The organism is Sphingobacterium sp. HSC-15S19 (assembly GCF_050433745.1).
In the GTDB taxonomy this organism is placed as follows: Bacteria; Bacteroidota; Bacteroidia; order Sphingobacteriales; family Sphingobacteriaceae; genus Sphingobacterium; species Sphingobacterium siyangense.
The window spans coordinates 1-15,814 of record NZ_JBNPWQ010000023.1 but is presented as its reverse complement, the minus strand read 5'-3'; the positions used below and the strand labels follow the sequence as shown (position 1 = coordinate 15,814).

The 15,814-nt window shown below is 37.1% G+C and carries 14 protein-coding genes, 1 pseudogene and 1 riboswitch; of the genes and pseudogenes, 9 read left to right on the top strand and 6 right to left on the bottom strand.

All coding sequences use genetic code 11. The features are described from left to right. Nucleotides 1-37 precede the first annotated feature (37 nt). Nucleotides 38-104: riboswitch (Fluoride riboswitch) on the top strand. 30 nt (nucleotides 105-134) lie between these two features. The 3 genes from L1283_RS18220 (at nucleotide 135) to L1283_RS18210 (ending at nucleotide 3,586) form a co-directional block, all read left to right on the top strand. Then, a complete protein-coding gene (locus L1283_RS18220) occupies nucleotides 135-1,457 on the top strand; it encodes a voltage-gated chloride channel family protein (protein ID WP_084106827.1) in 1,323 nt (440 codons plus the stop codon). A gap of 298 nt (nucleotides 1,458-1,755) precedes the next feature. After that, a complete protein-coding gene (locus tag L1283_RS18215) occupies nucleotides 1,756-2,652 on the top strand; it encodes an NmrA family NAD(P)-binding protein (protein ID WP_038330895.1) in 897 nt (298 codons plus the stop codon). 13 nt (nucleotides 2,653-2,665) lie between these two features. Then, the gene (locus L1283_RS18210; protein WP_038331139.1) at nucleotides 2,666-3,586 is read left to right on the top strand and encodes a helix-turn-helix domain-containing protein; all 921 of its coding nucleotides are present in this window, start codon (nucleotides 2,666-2,668) and stop codon (nucleotides 3,584-3,586) included. A gap of 46 nt (nucleotides 3,587-3,632) precedes the next feature. On the opposite strand, the pseudogene L1283_RS18205 reads toward L1283_RS18210, so the two are convergent. The 6 genes and pseudogenes from L1283_RS18205 to L1283_RS18180 form a co-directional block, all read right to left on the bottom strand. Further along, a pseudogene (locus L1283_RS18205) lies at nucleotides 3,633-4,444 on the bottom strand (ORF6N domain-containing protein). A gap of 71 nt (nucleotides 4,445-4,515) precedes the next feature. Further along, the gene (locus tag L1283_RS18200) at nucleotides 4,516-6,600 is read right to left on the bottom strand and encodes a type IA DNA topoisomerase (RefSeq protein WP_038330896.1); all 2,085 of its coding nucleotides are present in this window, start codon (nucleotides 6,598-6,600) and stop codon (nucleotides 4,516-4,518) included. A 2-nt stretch (nucleotides 6,601-6,602) separates the two neighbouring features. Next, nucleotides 6,603-8,093: a DUF3945 domain-containing protein gene (locus tag L1283_RS18195; protein ID WP_038330898.1), complete on the bottom strand. Its 1,491-nt coding sequence runs from the start codon at nucleotides 8,091-8,093 to the stop codon at nucleotides 6,603-6,605. 105 nt (nucleotides 8,094-8,198) lie between these two features. Continuing rightward, a complete protein-coding gene (locus tag L1283_RS18190; protein ID WP_038331140.1) occupies nucleotides 8,199-8,480 on the bottom strand; it encodes a helix-turn-helix domain-containing protein in 282 nt (93 codons plus the stop codon). Between the two features lie 37 nt (nucleotides 8,481-8,517). Continuing rightward, nucleotides 8,518-8,646, bottom strand: coding sequence for a hypothetical protein (locus L1283_RS18185; RefSeq protein WP_257213780.1), 129 nt, complete (start codon nucleotides 8,644-8,646; stop codon nucleotides 8,518-8,520). Nucleotides 8,647-8,908: 262 nt separating this feature from the next. Continuing rightward, nucleotides 8,909-9,754 (bottom strand): RteC domain-containing protein, encoded by an 846-nt coding sequence (locus L1283_RS18180; RefSeq protein WP_038330900.1) that lies wholly within the window; start codon nucleotides 9,752-9,754, stop codon nucleotides 8,909-8,911. Nucleotides 9,755-9,965: 211 nt separating this feature from the next. Here L1283_RS18180 and L1283_RS18175 point away from each other — a divergent pair, with 211 nt between their 5' ends. From L1283_RS18175 to L1283_RS18150, 6 genes are all read left to right on the top strand, one after another. Continuing rightward, the gene (locus L1283_RS18175) at nucleotides 9,966-10,529 is read left to right on the top strand and encodes a helix-turn-helix domain-containing protein (protein WP_038330902.1); all 564 of its coding nucleotides are present in this window, start codon (nucleotides 9,966-9,968) and stop codon (nucleotides 10,527-10,529) included. Nucleotides 10,530-10,618: 89 nt separating this feature from the next. Then, a complete protein-coding gene (locus tag L1283_RS18170; RefSeq protein WP_038330904.1) occupies nucleotides 10,619-13,030 on the top strand; it encodes a heavy metal translocating P-type ATPase in 2,412 nt (803 codons plus the stop codon). Between the two features lie 87 nt (nucleotides 13,031-13,117). Continuing rightward, a complete protein-coding gene (locus tag L1283_RS18165) occupies nucleotides 13,118-14,059 on the top strand; it encodes a cation diffusion facilitator family transporter (RefSeq protein ID WP_038330906.1) in 942 nt (313 codons plus the stop codon). Nucleotides 14,060-14,122: 63 nt separating this feature from the next. Continuing rightward, nucleotides 14,123-14,506 carry a hypothetical protein gene (locus tag L1283_RS18160; RefSeq protein ID WP_260031553.1) on the top strand — a complete coding sequence of 128 codons (384 nt, stop codon included), beginning with the start codon at nucleotides 14,123-14,125 and terminating at the stop codon, nucleotides 14,504-14,506. Nucleotides 14,507-14,541: 35 nt separating this feature from the next. Next, entirely contained in the window at nucleotides 14,542-15,105 is a 564-nt protein-coding gene (locus L1283_RS18155) for a hypothetical protein (RefSeq protein WP_152606065.1), read from the top strand. A 105-nt stretch (nucleotides 15,106-15,210) separates the two neighbouring features. Beyond that, entirely contained in the window at nucleotides 15,211-15,552 is a 342-nt protein-coding gene (locus tag L1283_RS18150) for a four-helix bundle copper-binding protein (protein WP_038330913.1), read from the top strand. Nucleotides 15,553-15,814: the final 262 nt, after the last annotated feature.

Here is a 15,814-nt window from a genome sequence, read left to right as displayed (position 1 = left end):
GGCAGATATATTATAATATTTTTTTAATACATTTGTCGTTCCAAAAGGAAATGGTGTTCTTCCTTACCCAACCGCTTTTAAAAGCTGATGACGCCTGATTAAATTAAATGTTTAACATTTTAATCGGGTTGGTTATGTCAATAAATAACAAAAAGTCATTCGGTCAAAAAATCAATTTATCTACGAAAGTATTTTTCAGAAAGTATCCTTCAATTTCCTACATCCTTAAATGGACATTTTTATGTTTGCTTATCGGACTTTGTGTTGGTAGTGCTTCAGCAGGTTTTCTGCAATCATTGGACTGGGTTACAAATTATCGTGAAAATCATTTATGGTTAATTGCATTATTGCCAATTGGTGGTTTTTTCATCGGTTTGCTCTATTACTATTTGGGCAAAGACATTGAAGCAGGAAATAATTTGCTTATTGACACCATTCACAATCCAAAAGAAATTATCTCGTTCCGAATGGCTCCGTATGTGTATATCGGAACTATTGCTACGCATTTTTTTGGCGGCTCGGCAGGACGTGAGGGGACGGCTTTACAAATGGCGGGTGCTATTGCCGACCAATTTGTCAAACCTTTTCGATTGACAGAGAGCGAACGAAAAATTTTAATTATTTCGGCTATTTCCGCAGGTTTCGGCTCCGTATTCGGAACACCATTAGCAGGTGCAGTCTTTGGTTTGGAAGTTTTTCTAATCGGACGACTGAAATATGATGCTATTTTTCCTGCATTTGCCGCAGGAATTATTGCCGATTTAGTTACCAAACTTTGGCAGACACATCACACACATTATCACATCAATTTTGTACCCAACATTTCATTTCTAAATATTATATATGCAATTATTGCAGGGATTATTTTTGGGTTATGTTCCGCAACATTTAGCAAGGTCATTCATAAAACAAGTGCGATTTTTAAATCAAAAATTGAATTTGCTCCTTTTCGTCCCTTAGTTGGCGGAGTGATTGTGGCTTTTGCGGTTTGGGCAATCGGCACAACAAAATACATTGGGTTAGGTATTCCAACTATTGTTCACTCGTTTGACCAACAATTACCTGCATATGATTTTGCGTTGAAAATGGCTTTTACTATTATCACACTTTCGGCAGGTTTCAAAGGCGGCGAAATAACGCCGTTATTCTTTATCGGAGCAACTTTGGGAAATACTATAAGTTTATTCATTCCGTTACCAACAGGACTTTTGGCAGGAATGGGATTTGTTGCTGTATTTGCAGGAGCAACCAATACACCATTAGCTTGTATTATTATGGCAATTGAACTATTTGGTGTTGAATGTGGTGTATATGTAGCTATCGCTTGTGTAATTTCGTATCTCTTGTCAGGCCACACTAGTATTTACGGTAAACAAATGATTGGCGAACCAAAGAACCGCAGATTTTCAAATCACCAAGGAAAACGCTTAACTGAACTCAATGGAAATCATAAATAAACAATTTGTAAAGGATAAAAATATTAAATCCACTTAAATTGCTAACACACTTACTGACTACCCAATATTTGAAGCATCCTGCCGACTTCAATATCCATTCGGGAAGAGGCAAACCATTTTTTGCCGAGGTCTTTGAGTGATGACCCGATGTGGTAAAGCTCTGTCTTGTCAATAATTTAAAAACGGTCGTTGATATAGAGAAATTTTATACTTATTTTTTCGGTTACAACAAAGATAGATTTGGTTACATCCCGGATTTTTAAACCACTGAACTTTGTCAATAATTAAATTTTAAAATATGAAAATTGTATTGACAGGTTCTTTAGGGCATATCGGAAAACCACTTGCAGAAGGGTTGGTAGCAAAAGGACATTCCGTAACGGTTATCAGCAGTAATGTCGGCAGACAAAATGAGATCGAAGCTATTGGGGCAGTTCCTGCTGTTGGCTCGCTTGAAGACGTAGGTTTTCTTGTGAAAACTTTTACAGGTGCAAACATCGTTTATCTGATGGAACCGCCCGCAAATTATTTCAATAAAACTATCGATGTTTACGCACACAGGATAAGGATAGCTAATATTTACGTACAGGCTATTCTATTGGCAGGTGTAACCAAAGTGGTGCATTTGAGCAGTATCGGTGCACATACAGATCACGGAAACGGAATGCTCCGAATTCATTATGAGGTAGAGCAGATTTTAAAAGAATTACCGGAATCGGTTTCCCTGAAAGAAATGCGACCTGTTGGCTTTTACTATAACATGTTTGCATTTATACCTGCTATCAAATCACAGGGGGCAATTATCCAAAATTATGGTGGCGATAAAAAAGAACCTTGGGTTTCGCCTTTAGATATTGCCAGTGCCATTGTAGAAGAGATGGAAAAACCATTTAACGGCAGGACAATTCGTTATATTGCCAGCGATGAAGTTTCTCCAAACAAAGTGGCTCAAGTGCTGGGCGAGGCAATTGGAAAACCCGATCTGAAATGGCAGATGGTTTCTGATGAACAATTTTTAAATGCTCTGTTGGCTATTGGTTTCAATCCACAGGTTGCCAAAGGTTATACAGAAATGAACGCCAGCCGAAGAACGGATGCCTACGAAGATTACAATTTGTACAAACCGCAATCATTGGGTAAAGTAAAATTGACCGATTTTGCAGGCGAATTTGCAACCGTCTTCAATAAAAAATAAATATCTTTATACTGTGCAAAATAAGCCTACATATCGAATAAAAACCATTAGCGAATACCATAAGGTCAGGGAGTTGCCCAAGCCACAGCACCCTCTTATCAGTGTGATTAATTGTGCCGACATTCGACATATAGGCAACGTATGTGATTATAGATGGATGCTCGATTTTTATTCCATATCGCTCAAACGGTCTTCGTATTCTAAGGCAATATATGGGCAACAGGAATATGACTTTGATGAGGGGATTATGTATTTTTCTGCACCGAAGCAGTTATTTAGTTTTGAAATAGATAAAGAGGCAACGCCCGATTTTTCAGGGTGGATATTGCTTGTTCACCCTGACTTTTTATGGCATACGAGCCTCGCTGATAAGATCTTAAAATACGAGTTCTTTGGTTATGATGTACACGAGGCATTATTCCTATCGGAAAAGGAAGAATTACTATTGAAGAATATTATTCTGGGTATTCAGCAGGAGTATCACACGAATATGGATAAGTTCAGCCAACATATTATTATTTCACAAATAGAAACGTTGCTCAATTATGCCGAACGGTTTTATGAGCGGCAGTTTCTGACAAGAAAAATCACTAATCATCAAATTCTGGACAGACTGGATAAATTATTAAACGATTACTTTAACGACAACGATCTGGCTTCAAGAGGACTTCCTACAGTTCAATATGTATCGGATAAATTAAACGTGTCGCCAAACTATTTAAGTGGCTTACTTAAAATATTGACAGGACAGACCACGCAGCAACACATTCACGATAAACTGATTTTAAAAGCTAAAGAAAAACTTTCAACAACAGATTTGACGGTTAGTGAAATTGCATATGGATTAGGTTTTGAGCATTCTCAATCTTTTAATAGAATATTCAAAAGTAAGACTAACCAATCTCCTTTAGAATTTAGAAAATCATTCAATTGAAATTTGAGAATGGTATAAACAAACTCTTTATAGAAACGAGAGGTTTTTATTGTTTATTCAATATTTGAAGCATCCTGCAAACTTCAATATCCATTCGTGAAAAGGCAAACCATTTTTTGCCCAGGTCTTTGAGTGATGCCCCGATATGGTAAAGTTCCGTATCGTCAATAATCAAAAATCGGTCGTGAGCATCGGAGAAAATCTCAATCTCAATAATGGGAGGATATTGGATGTTGTACCGTTGTAAATCCAGCCGTAATTGATTGCTGATAGATTTGGTATGTATGGTGGAGGCTACATTTGTATTGCGCTTACTCAATAAGGTCAGCACCGTATCATCCACATAATTATCAAGCAGGATAATGGAATTTCCAGCACTACGGATAATATCAGAAACAAAAGCATCGGCATCAAAAACCTGTCCGTTGTAAAAGATACCTTTTTCGCTGTGGAGCTTGTCGTTTTCCAAAGCCTTAAAGATTTTCTCAAATTTTTGATCGGCTTGTAATTGCTTCAATTCAATCTTATCCAAACGATGAAATAAAGAGGCGTTACTGATTAGCATTCTTCTCATTTCTACGAAAGCTTCCATAATTTCAACGCTCACTTTAATAGCAATATGTGAACGAAGTATAGCAGATGCCATTGCAATACCTTGTTCGGTAAAAGCATAAGGTAGATAACGTCTTCCACCATAGTTTAAACTTGAGGTTCCAAATTGGAACCTCAAGTTTTCAAATTCTTCATCTGTCAATTGAAAGCAAAATGAAATAGGAAACCTTTCATATTTCTTTTTACCGCTTTGTTGAGGTTCTTTGTTTCCACTTGGTGTAAGGAAGCGAGGTCGCTATCTAGCATTACTTGCTTTCCACGTAAGGAATAAATCAGGCTCTTGATTTCCATTGTGCTAATGGTAGGTTTGTTTTCCATTACTTTTTGTAACTTTTGTTTTTTTCAAATTCAAAAGAGGTTTTGTATTCTTCATCCAATATGATAAAGGCATCGAACTTCTTTCCTGCCTTGCTTTTCATTCCTTTAATAAGTGAAGTTTTACCTTTATTGATAAGACTTTCAATATCGGCTATCCTGATTTGTACGCCACACACATTACGGAACTGTATCCAATTACAAACTTCATCAGGACACTTTACAATTTTATCCCGGATGATGAGTTGCTGGCTTTTACATTTCGGGCAATTCAGTTTAGGCAGGTTGTTTTGAGCAATGGAAGTTTGCAATAGTTCATCGGTAATAGATATTGCATATTTTTCCATTTCTGTTTGAAATGCTCCGACATCAGCTTCATTGTTTTCTATTTTCTGCAAGGCAAGTTCCCATTCAGCGGTCATTGCCACATCTGCAATTTTGCGGTCTTTTACTAGTTCATATACCTGCAATCCTTTTTCAGTGGGTATCAGGGATTTCTTTTCTCGTTGGATATAGTTGCGGGTAAACAGCGTTTCGATTATCGCTGCCCTTGTAGCAGGCGTGCCAATACCGATATTTTGCAGGGCTTTCCGTTCGTCCTCGTTTTCAATTTCCTTTCCTGCATTTTCCATTGCCGACAATAGCCCGGCTTCTGTATAAAGCACAGGCGGTTTGGTTTTCTTTTCTAAACAAATGGCTTCCTTAATGTTCAGTTCGTCACCTTTTTTTAAATCGGGTAAGTCCTGAATTGGTTCAGTGTCTTCGTCCGAGAAAGTTCCCTTTATCAAACGCCAACCTGCTTCCAAAACTTTACAGCCTTTCAACGTAAAATCGTAATGCGATACTTGCAACGCTATATCTGTTACTTCTTTGATACAAGGTTGTGATATGGCTTCGAGCAGTCGAAAGGCAATCATATTATAAACTTTCGTTTCGTCCGTTTTGAGAGCAGACGGAATTTTGTCGGTAATAAGTAAACCGTGGTGGTCTGTCACACGTAAATCGTTTACGATACGCTTATTAAACCGACCCCATTTTACTTTTGATACCGCTTGTTTAAATTGCTCATTATTCTGCAATGCTCTTACAAGGTTGGGAATTTCAGCCCACATATCTTCAGGGATATATTTACTTCCGGTGCGTGGGTAAGTGATAAACTTCTTTTCGTAAAGGCTTTGGGCAATATTCAGGGTTTCTTCGGCAGAAAGGTTGAGCTTTTTATTAGCTTCCTTTTGCAGTCCTGTAAGGTCAAACAACAAAGGCGGTTGCTCTGTAACGCTTTTGGTTTCTACCGATGTAATTGTTGCCGTATCGCTTCGCTGAATGGCTTTCAATGTATCATCGGCAAGTTTTTGGTTTTCCCATTTGGTTTTGGAAAGGCTTTTGAAATCAACATTTTCTTTGTTGTGTGATAGCTGAATTTGCCTATACTTCTTAATAGAGAAATTTTTGTTTTCCAAATAGCGTTTACAAATAAGAGCCAATGTAGGCGTTTGCACCCTACCTAACGAATAAATACCATTGCCTGCCGAAATACTCAATGCTTGTGTAGCATTGATGCCCACCAACCAATCGGCCCGGCTTCTGCCTTGCGCAGCCTGATACAATCCGTCAAATTCTTTGCCGTCTTTCAAGCTATCAAAGCCTTGCTTGATTGCCTTTTCGGTAAGTGAACTAATCCAAAGTCGCTCAAAGGGTTTACAGCATTTTAGATGCTCGTAAATATACCTAAAAATCAACTCGCCCTCACGTCCTGCATCGGTAGCAACGATAATGCTGTCGCTTTTGTTGAACAATTCTTTGATGATTTTCAGTTGCTTTAATGCTCCCGTATCGGCTTGGTAGCCCTTGTCTTTTTTGACCTTTCTAACGGTCAATATGAACGGGTTCGGGAGGATAGGCAATGAAGTCTTATCAAACCCCGAAATCCCGTAATCTTCGGGCATTCCTAAGCCAATTAAATGACCGAATGCCCACGTAATAAAATAGCCATTACCCGTTAAGTAGCCGTCTTTTTTATCAGATGCTCCCAACAGGCTGGCTATTTCTCTTGCTACGCTTGGTTTTTCTGCGATAACTGTTTTCATAATTAACTCACTTTTTTACCTTTTGATTTTGCTGGAGCTTTCGGTTTTTCCTGTTGCTCCTGTTGCTTTTCATTCTTCGGTTTTTGCTGTTCTTTTTGCAAAGGTTCTTTCACATTTTTGGTTGCTTCGTTGGTTTTTCCTTCAGAATTAACCGCAGTTTGTGTTTTGTGAGCTTCGGTAGGTTTTACACGTTCCTTATATTGATTTGGGAACTCAAAATTGGTTTTTCCATCTTGTTTATTGAAAGTGATGTAACCCTGGTAGGGCTGGTCCTTTTTGTCTTTCAACTCAATATATACGGTTTGTCCGTCTTTGAATTTGTTGTACTGCTCATCAGTCAGTTCCTTACCTCTGAAAGTTCTCGGAGCTTCGTGCGATTGCTTTTGTTGACTGGTTTGCTTATTACTTTGTTGCTTATTTTGGGATTGCTGGTTATTGTTGTTTCTGTCAAACAAAAACTCAACAAATCTTTTGTCAGCATTATACTGAACATTTGCATCAAAGGTGGTTCCCTTTGTAGAAATCATTCCCTCGATAAACAGAGGTTTCCCCTCCATTAAGGTTTGCTTTTGCACATCGTTCAGTTTTATCCCCTTTAATTCATCAGGGATTTTGATAAATTCTGTTTTTAAAGCAATCAGCTCATTGGTAAGCCTGTCCACACTGATAATGGACGGCATCATTTCTTCTGTTTTGGGATTTTTCAAATCTACCACACGCCCCATATTACCCGTATCGAGCAAGTTCTTTTTGTCTTCTTCGTTAAACTTGTGTCCAAAGAACTCAAAGTTTAGGTTGGGTTCACGTCTGATACCATGTACTGCCGCCACGATACTTCCATCTGGTGTAGGCTGTAACGATAAACGGGCATCTGTGCGTACTACTGCACCGCCAAGATTAATACTAATAGGTACAAGCTCATTAGTCTTGTAACCTTTCAATAATGGTTCAAGGAGGTTCTTTTTTTCAAGGTATTCCTTGCTTAATCCGAGATTGTTCATTGTTTCCCAATCAATCTGTTCCGGCTTGAAACGGTATTCGTTTGTTTCTGGTGTTGTGTGTGTTGTTGCCATATCATTTTTATTTTCTTGTTTTTGTTCTTTTTCGGGTTCATTTTTCACCTCGTGTTTTTCCATTTCTTTTTTACCCTCCGGTGTAGGGTTATCTACCTGCTTTTGAAATTTTTTTGCCTTTTCTACAGCTTCTCCTGCCGGCACTTTAAAGAATGTGAAATTGGTAGGATCTTTTAGCTGTCTCCAAAAATTGGATAGGAAATTGGAAACGAAATCGCCGTGTTTGTCCACACGCATAAAATCAGATTGGTTCTTTTTGGTAGGGTCAACGGTTTCCATTTTGCCGTTTTCGTCAATGCTCTTTACGGCTTGGATTTTCATTTTTTCCTTATCCAATATTAACAGTATGTCCGACAGTTGTTCTGGTACGTTCTGAACAGATTGCTCGGAGGTTTCCTGTTTCTTTGTTTCTTCGCTCATAATCTGAAAATTTTAAAGTTTTTATGCCGAAAGTAAAGGAAGTGCTTCCTGCTTAGCCTAAAGTGGCAGTCAATGGAAATGTTTGGCTTTCATTGGCGTTCTGTTCTATTTATTAAAGCTCTCTCTGATAAACTGATGTACATCTGATAATTTATAATACAATTTCCCGCTAATCGTGTAATATGGGAGCTTCCCAATAGAGCGATAACGTTGCAGAGAACGATTACTGACTTTCAGCATTTGCAAAATATCCTGATTGTCGAGTAGTTCCTCTCCATCAATGGTATTTCGTTTCTTTTTTAAATCGTTAATATTGTCGCCCAACATATCAAATCTGTCCATGATGCGTTCCATCCACGATATAAATTCCATTCTATCAATATTCATAGCACATGTTTTTAAGGATTTATTTTTTTGTCTGTTTTCAGCTTTCTGCCTTTTGCCATAAGTCATCATAGCTTGTATCATTCAGCCTTTGTAGATAATCAGCAATAGTATTTATCCAGTTATTAAGCTGTATCCCTGCTGCTGCTTCAATAGTTATAATTTTCATCGCATTGCTCTTTAATGTTTACAATGCAAAATTGAGAAAGGTGGCAGTGTTTGTCTGCCAAGCCTTGCCAATTGGTTTAGCGGTTTTTTGAAAATTTTACAATTTGACGGAAAGCCTTATTAAATAAGGCTTTCGTTAGATTTTCCGATTTGAGCCATGGTAAAACAAGCCCTTATGCCAGTTGGCATATATGGGCAGATGCAAACACAAAAAAGCAATACGGGATGCGTATCGCTTTCAAACTCTTTATTGATTGGAGTGTTTATAAGTCTTTATCCATATATTCTTCCAATGCCTGTTTCAACTGATCTAAAAACAAGGTTCGAGAACCTGCACGGGTTTTCATCCGGTGGAATGCGTGATGCACATCGGTCAGTGGTATTCGAAACAACACTTGTGAAATAGCAGTGAGCTTCCGGATGCCTAACTTACCGTCCGAAATAGCACCAGATGCGTATAGGGCATACGTTAGCTCAATCAAAGCATTCTTGCTGTCCGTCCAAGATAGCTCTTTAATTTCGCTGGTGCTGCTGAAAAATGTATCAGAGTTTTCTTCGGGACTGATTTTGGTTAAGAGGTAGGCATATAACAGGTCGTTGGAGAGAATACGAGCTAATTTGTAATCGTAATAGGTTGAGAAAAGCGGGTCGATTTCAAACACATAACTATTAAGCCCTTCGAGGTAATTTATCTGCCCCCGTTTAAAATATTCTTGATCTTTATCTATTCTGCCTGAACGGTAGTATCGGTAAAAGTGGGAATTGCAGATATGTTCCCTGAACTCAATCTTCAGCTCTGTTAAATGTTTCGAGAAATAGTTGCGGTAGATTTTTCCATTATTGACCGGGCACGAGGTTTCTATCCGGTACAGTTTATTATAGTAAATTAGCTTTCCGAGGATTTGGGGCTTAGTCATTTTAAAGAATTCAATCTCTTTTGCCTCGTTCTCAAATCCCGAACTTAACACATATTCTTTTGCCGAAACCAATAGCTCCTGAAGAAAGACCGTCATTTGAAAAGCTTCTTCAATTAGTCCCGAGCACGTGACTGAGAGTTTCCGTTCTTGCTCCTGAATTTCGCTAACAATATTGTTTATTGACTTTCTCATAAAGGAAGATTTTACTATCAATATCGGTATCACACAAATTTTACCAATAAATAGTAATTTAATAACCAATGTGTCCCTACAATGGGAAAGATTTTAATCGTTTTTCATCGGCGGTTTATCACTTAACCACCCATAAACGATAAATACTAAATTATTAATCATAAATTTGTATTTGTGTATTTATGTAAATTAAAAACTGACTTTGTGATATATGGGGACATTGTTTATAAAAAATATGGTCTGCAACCGCTGTATTCTCGTTGTTCAGAACGAACTCGATAAGCTCGGTTTAGAGGCTAGTAATATAAAATTGGGAGAAGTTTCTCTCGTGAAAGATCTGACTACAAAAGAACGAGAAGCAATAGAAAGTGCGTTAGATCCCTTAGGTTTTCAGGTCATTGATGACAAGAAAAGTCGCATGATTGAGAAGATAAAAAACGTAATTATTGAATTAGTGCATCATCAGGACAATGACGTAAAAACAAATCTTTCCGATGTTTTAAGTGATGCATTACATAATGATTACAATTATCTTTCTAATTTGTTTTCTGATATTGAGGGTACAACTATTGAAAAATATTTTATAGCTCAAAAAGTAGAAAAAGTAAAAGAACTTTTAGTTTATGATGAGTTATCATTAAGTGAAATTGCCGATCGCATGAACTATTCAAGTGTGGCTTATCTAAGTAATCAGTTCAAGAAGGTAACAGGTCTTACACCTAGCCATTTTAAACAAATTCGAGAAGACAAACGTAAGCCTTTAGATGAGGTTTAAGTAAATCTTACAAATCAAACCCATAATTTCACAATAAATATCTATCAATTTATTGTCAATTTTGTATTGTAAAATAAAGCAATCGAAATATGGCAACAAATAAAGAAATAATTTACATACCTCTAGAGGATGTAGAAAGCGAACATTGTGCATTAATCGTAGAAAAAGGACTTGCACAAGTAAAGGGAGTTGAAAGTCACAAAGTAGAAATAAATAATCACAGAGCGGCTATTACGGTTAAGGATGAAGAAGTAGTCGCTGATGCTGTAAATGCCATAAGAGATTTAGGTTATGGTGTACCAACAGTAAAAGCTAGTTTTCCGGTTTTGGGGATGACTTGTGCTTCATGTGCAGGTAGTGCAGAAAGTGTGGTGCGTTATGTGCCAGGCGTGGTTAATTCATCTGTAAACTTTGCTACTGGTAATCTATCTGTTGAATATTTTCCAAATATGACAGATGCCAATGCTATTCGAAAAGCTGTTCAAGCTGGAGGCTATGACTTGTTGATTGAAGATGAGTCTAAACAACAGGAAACTTTAGAAGCCATCCACGAAAAGAAATTCAAACAGTTAAAAAATAAAACCACCTGGGCGATCATTCTATCATTACCTGTAGTTGTTATAGGAATGTTCTTTATGGATATGCCTTATGCCAATGAAATTATGTTGGTATTTTCTACTCCGGTAGTGTTATGGATTGGTCGTGATTTCTTTATCAATGCCTGGAAGCAAACCAAAAATAAATCTGCCAATATGGATACTTTAGTAGCGTTGAGCACCGGTATCGCCTATCTGTTCAGTGTTTTCAATATGGTGTTTATGGATTTCTGGATGGCAAGAGGCATTCACCCCCACGTGTATTTTGAAGCCGCAGCGGTTATTATAGCCTTCATTCTTTTAGGTAAATTATTGGAAGAAAAAGCAAAAGGAAATACTTCGACTGCTATCAAAAAATTGATGGGATTACAGCCTAAAACCGTTATCGTCATTCAAAAAGATGGGACAGAAAAACAAACGGCTATTGAAGATGTAAATGCTGGCGATATTATTTTAGTAAAGCCAGGTGAGAAAATCGCAGTGGACGGAATGGTGATATCTGGTAATTCTTATGTGGATGAAAGTATGTTGAGTGGCGAACCCGTTCCTGTATTGAAAAAAGAGAAAGAAAAAGTATTTGCCGGAACCATCAATCAAAAAGGAAGCTTCCAATTTGAAGCCGTGAAAGTGGGTAAAGAAACTATGTTGGCACAAATCATCAGAATGGTGCAAGATGCACAAGGTAGTAAAGCACCAGTGCAAAAACTGGTTGATAAAATTGCAGGTATTTTTGTTCCCGTGGTTATTGGTATCGCTATTTTTACCTTTATTCTATGGTTAATTTTAGGCGGTGACAATGGTGTGGTACAAGGTCTGTTAGCAGCTGTTACAGTATTGGTTATTGCTTGTCCTTGTGCTTTAGGTTTAGCTACACCAACAGCTATTATGGTGGGAGTAGGTAAAGGGGCTGAGAGTGGTATTTTAATTAAAGATGCTGAAAGTTTGGAATTGGCTAAAAAAGTGCAAGCTATCATTTTAGATAAAACAGGAACCATTACCGAAGGTAAGCCAGAAGTAACCGGTATTACGTGGTTGAACAATGATGATACGACTAAAAATATTTTGTTGAGTATCGAAAAACAATCAGAACATCCATTGGCAGAAGCGGTGGTGAAAAACTTAGAAGGTATATCAACCGTAAGTTTGAGTGGATTTGACAGTATTACAGGTAAAGGTGCAAAAGCCGACTACAATAACGAAACTTACTATGTTGGAAACAAAAAGTTATTGTTTGAAAATAACATTAGTATTCCTGCTCAGTTACAATCTCAAGCTGATGAATGGGGTAAAGAATCAAAAACGGTAATTTGGTTTGCCAATAGTAAAGAAGCACTTTCTGTAGTGGCTATCTCTGATAAAATCAAAGAAACTTCAGTAGCTGCAATCAAAGAATTGCAAGATATGGGTATTGATCTGTATATGCTTACTGGCGACAATGAAGCCACAGCAAAAGCTATTGCCGAGCAAACTGGAATTGGTCATTACAAAGCTGAAGTATTACCACATCAGAAAGCAGAATTTGTAAAAGAACTACAGGCCCAAGGCAAAGTAGTTGCAATGGTCGGTGACGGTATCAACGATAGTACCGCTTTGGCAACAGCCGATGTAAGTATCGCAATGGGTAAAGGTTCGGATATTGCGATGGACGTAGCAAAAATGACCATCATCTCTTCCGATTTGACTAAGATTCCACAAGCGATCAGATTGTCTAAACAAACAGTAGCTACCATCAAACAAAACTTGTTCTGGGCCTTTATTTACAACCTTATAGGCATTCCAATTGCAGCAGGTATATTGTATCCAATTAATGGTTTCTTATTGAATCCGATGATTGCAGGAGCTGCGATGGCTTTAAGTAGTGTAAGTGTGGTTAGTAACAGTTTGCGTTTGAAGTGGAAGAAGTAAATCTTACAAATCAAACAAAAAATATCGAAATAGTTTAACACGTTTTGCTGCTGATATTTGCAGCAGCAAAACAATAATTATAAAATTATGGGACAAGAGCATAATCACTCGCATAGCGCAAACAAAAAGACACTAACCATTAGTTTGGTGATTATTACAGCTTATATGGCTGTAGAAGTTGTGGGAGGATTTTTGACAAATAGTCTTGCTTTATTAGCGGATGCTGGACACATGTTAAGTGATGCCATTTCACTATTCATTGCATTAATGGCTTTTAAATTCAGTAGCAAAATAGCCGATTATGCTAAAACCTATGGATATAAACGCTTTGAAATATTGGCAGCCGTTATCAACGGTGCAACACTAATATTGATTTCTGGATATATTATCTATGAGGCTGTTGAACGTTTTCAGAGTCCGCCAGAAATCCAGTCTAGCGGAATGTTGATTGTAGCATTTATAGGATTACTGGTTAATATCTTAGTGGCCTGGATAATGATGCGTGGAGCGGATGTAAAAGAAAACCTCAATATGCGTGGTGCCTATCTGCATGTCATCAGTGATATGCTAGGATCTGTAGGGGCAATTATCGCAGCCTTACTTATTATGTTTTTCGGATGGGGTTGGGCAGATCCTTTAGCAAGTATTATCGTCTCTGTCTTGGTTTTAAGAAGTGGATATCTGGTTACCAAATCATCTGTTCATGTATTGATGGAAGGGACACCCGATAATATCGAAATTGAGAAGGTAACAGAAGAAATCTTAAAAACCGAGGGTGTCCAAGCTATTCACGATTTGCATATTTGGACAATTACAAGTGGGTTAAATGCGCTTACTTGTCACGCTGTGGTAGATGAACAAATGACAATAGGTCAAAGTGAGACACTTCTTCGGAAAATAGAACATGAATTGGAACATTTAGGTATTAATCACGTAACTATTCAATTAGAGACACCCCAACATCAACATGATAATTCAATATTATGTAATGTAAAAGCTGTTCCTTCAGCACATGACCATCAGCATTAAACTTAAGAATCATTCAATAGTACTTAAATAAGCTTTAATCTTTAAAAAATAAATAAAATGAAAATGAACAAATTAATGATATCGGCTTTAGCCTCTTTAGCCATTTTCTTTACTGCTTGTGGAGGTGATACAAAAGCAGGAAAAGATGGACACGCACACGCAGAAGGCGATGGACATAACCATGCTACAGAACAACAAGTTGAGAAGTCTGTCGATAAAATTGCGGGCAAAGACAGAAATGAAAAAGGTGAATTGATCGATGCACACGGACACTTGATTACCGGTTGTCCCGGACATAAAGAAATGGTAGGCTCTGAAGGTGATATGTGTCCTAAATGCGAGTATATGACGATGATTCCTATTACCTGGGATATTACTGGGGTAGATACGGTAAGGGTAACCTCTTTACCTGATTATAATCCGCCTGCGGACAAGTTGAAAAAATAATAAGGTCGAGTAGCTTTATTGCGTTTGCTAAAGCGGTGGTTTCTGAAAAGGAACTACCGCTTTTTATTTGCCCAAAATCCGTAAAAATTACAATTGTTAATAGTCAAATTGCACTTTTGCTACCTTGCAGACAACTAGATTTGTGTATGGTCAAAATAAATGGAGGAATTTTTCATATGACGAATATTGATAGAAGAAATGCTAGCCTTGTATACCAAGCTATTGGAAATATAAGGACAGTTCTGATGAAAAAGAACATACAAGACGTAAAAATATCTGATATTACCTCAGTTGCCAACATTTCTAAAAGTAAGTTTTTTAGTTTCTTTGGTGGGATTAATACGGTATTGGAATTAGTAATAGCAGAGGAACTTGATAAGATTTATGAACTGATTGGATTAAGTATAAAAAATAAGAATGATAGGAAAAATCTGGTGTCTGAGATAAGTTTGTTGAGAACAATATATATTAGAAAAAATATCATACTCAAAAATTACTATCAAATTTCAGAACAATTACCCAGCCGATATGACAAATTGAAAGAGGCTATTTTTATTAAGGAACAGTATTTGCAGTTGAATATATTAAAGGAATGTTGATGTAGAACCTATAAAAATACCATTGAAGTTTATTAAAGTTAACTTAAAAAGAACTAAAATGACTTTATTTTGTTTTAAATTTAGTATTCACAAAAATATATAGATATGATACAGACAAAATTCCAATCGTGTATAGAAGCCTGCCTTGACTGTGTGGCGATCTGTAACCAGTGTGCTATTGCTTGCTTAAATGAGAAAGAAGTAGCTCATCTAAAAAAATGTATTCAACTCAATTTAGAATGTGTTGCAATTTGTCAGGCAGCAGCCAATATTCTAAGTCTTGACGGTAAATTTAGTAAAGACATTTGCAAACTTTGTATGGAAATTTGCAACGCTTGTGCTGAAGAATGTGAAAAACATGTTGCTATGGGAATGGAGCATTGTAGAGAATGTGCCGAAGCTTGTAGAAAATGTGCTCAAGCTTGTGAAGAAATGATGGCAGCATAATTTAATAAGTATTTTTCTAAAAAAAAGAGGGTATTACATCCTCTTTTTTTTATGTCTTGTACAATCAGTAAATATCATAAAACTAATAAAGAAAAGTATAATGGAAAGCTTGGTTGCAATACCGAAATTTGCAGTATAGAAGTTATAATTAAAGTAAAAACAAAATGTCATATGTGTCCTAAATAAATTTTAGGATTGGATTTCTGTGGTACAAGCATAGCTTTTTTCATCATTTCGATATTGACCCCTATTTTTCAATCTG

Bases quoted from the DNA above. Each gene is read 5' to 3' on its own strand.
- L1283_RS18220 (WP_084106827.1), top strand. From the start codon at position 135: ATGTCAATAAATAACAAAAAGTCATTCGGTCAAAAAATCAATTTATCT.
- L1283_RS18215 (WP_038330895.1), top strand. From the start codon at position 1,756: ATGAAAATTGTATTGACAGGTTCTTTAGGGCATATCGGAAAACCACTT.
- L1283_RS18200 (WP_038330896.1), bottom strand. From the start codon at position 6,600: ATGAAAACAGTTATCGCAGAAAAACCAAGCGTAGCAAGAGAAATAGCC.
- L1283_RS18195 (WP_038330898.1), bottom strand. From the start codon at position 8,093: ATGAGCGAAGAAACAAAGAAACAGGAAACCTCCGAGCAATCTGTTCAG.
- L1283_RS18190 (WP_038331140.1), bottom strand. From the start codon at position 8,480: ATGAATATTGATAGAATGGAATTTATATCGTGGATGGAACGCATCATG.
- L1283_RS18185 (WP_257213780.1), bottom strand. From the start codon at position 8,646: ATGAAAATTATAACTATTGAAGCAGCAGCAGGGATACAGCTTAATAAC.
- L1283_RS18180 (WP_038330900.1), bottom strand. From the start codon at position 9,754: ATGAGAAAGTCAATAAACAATATTGTTAGCGAAATTCAGGAGCAAGAA.
- L1283_RS18175 (WP_038330902.1), top strand. From the start codon at position 9,966: ATGGGGACATTGTTTATAAAAAATATGGTCTGCAACCGCTGTATTCTC.
- L1283_RS18170 (WP_038330904.1), top strand. From the start codon at position 10,619: ATGGCAACAAATAAAGAAATAATTTACATACCTCTAGAGGATGTAGAA.
- L1283_RS18165 (WP_038330906.1), top strand. From the start codon at position 13,118: ATGGGACAAGAGCATAATCACTCGCATAGCGCAAACAAAAAGACACTA.
- L1283_RS18160 (WP_260031553.1), top strand. From the start codon at position 14,123: ATGAACAAATTAATGATATCGGCTTTAGCCTCTTTAGCCATTTTCTTT.
- L1283_RS18150 (WP_038330913.1), top strand. From the start codon at position 15,211: ATGATACAGACAAAATTCCAATCGTGTATAGAAGCCTGCCTTGACTGT.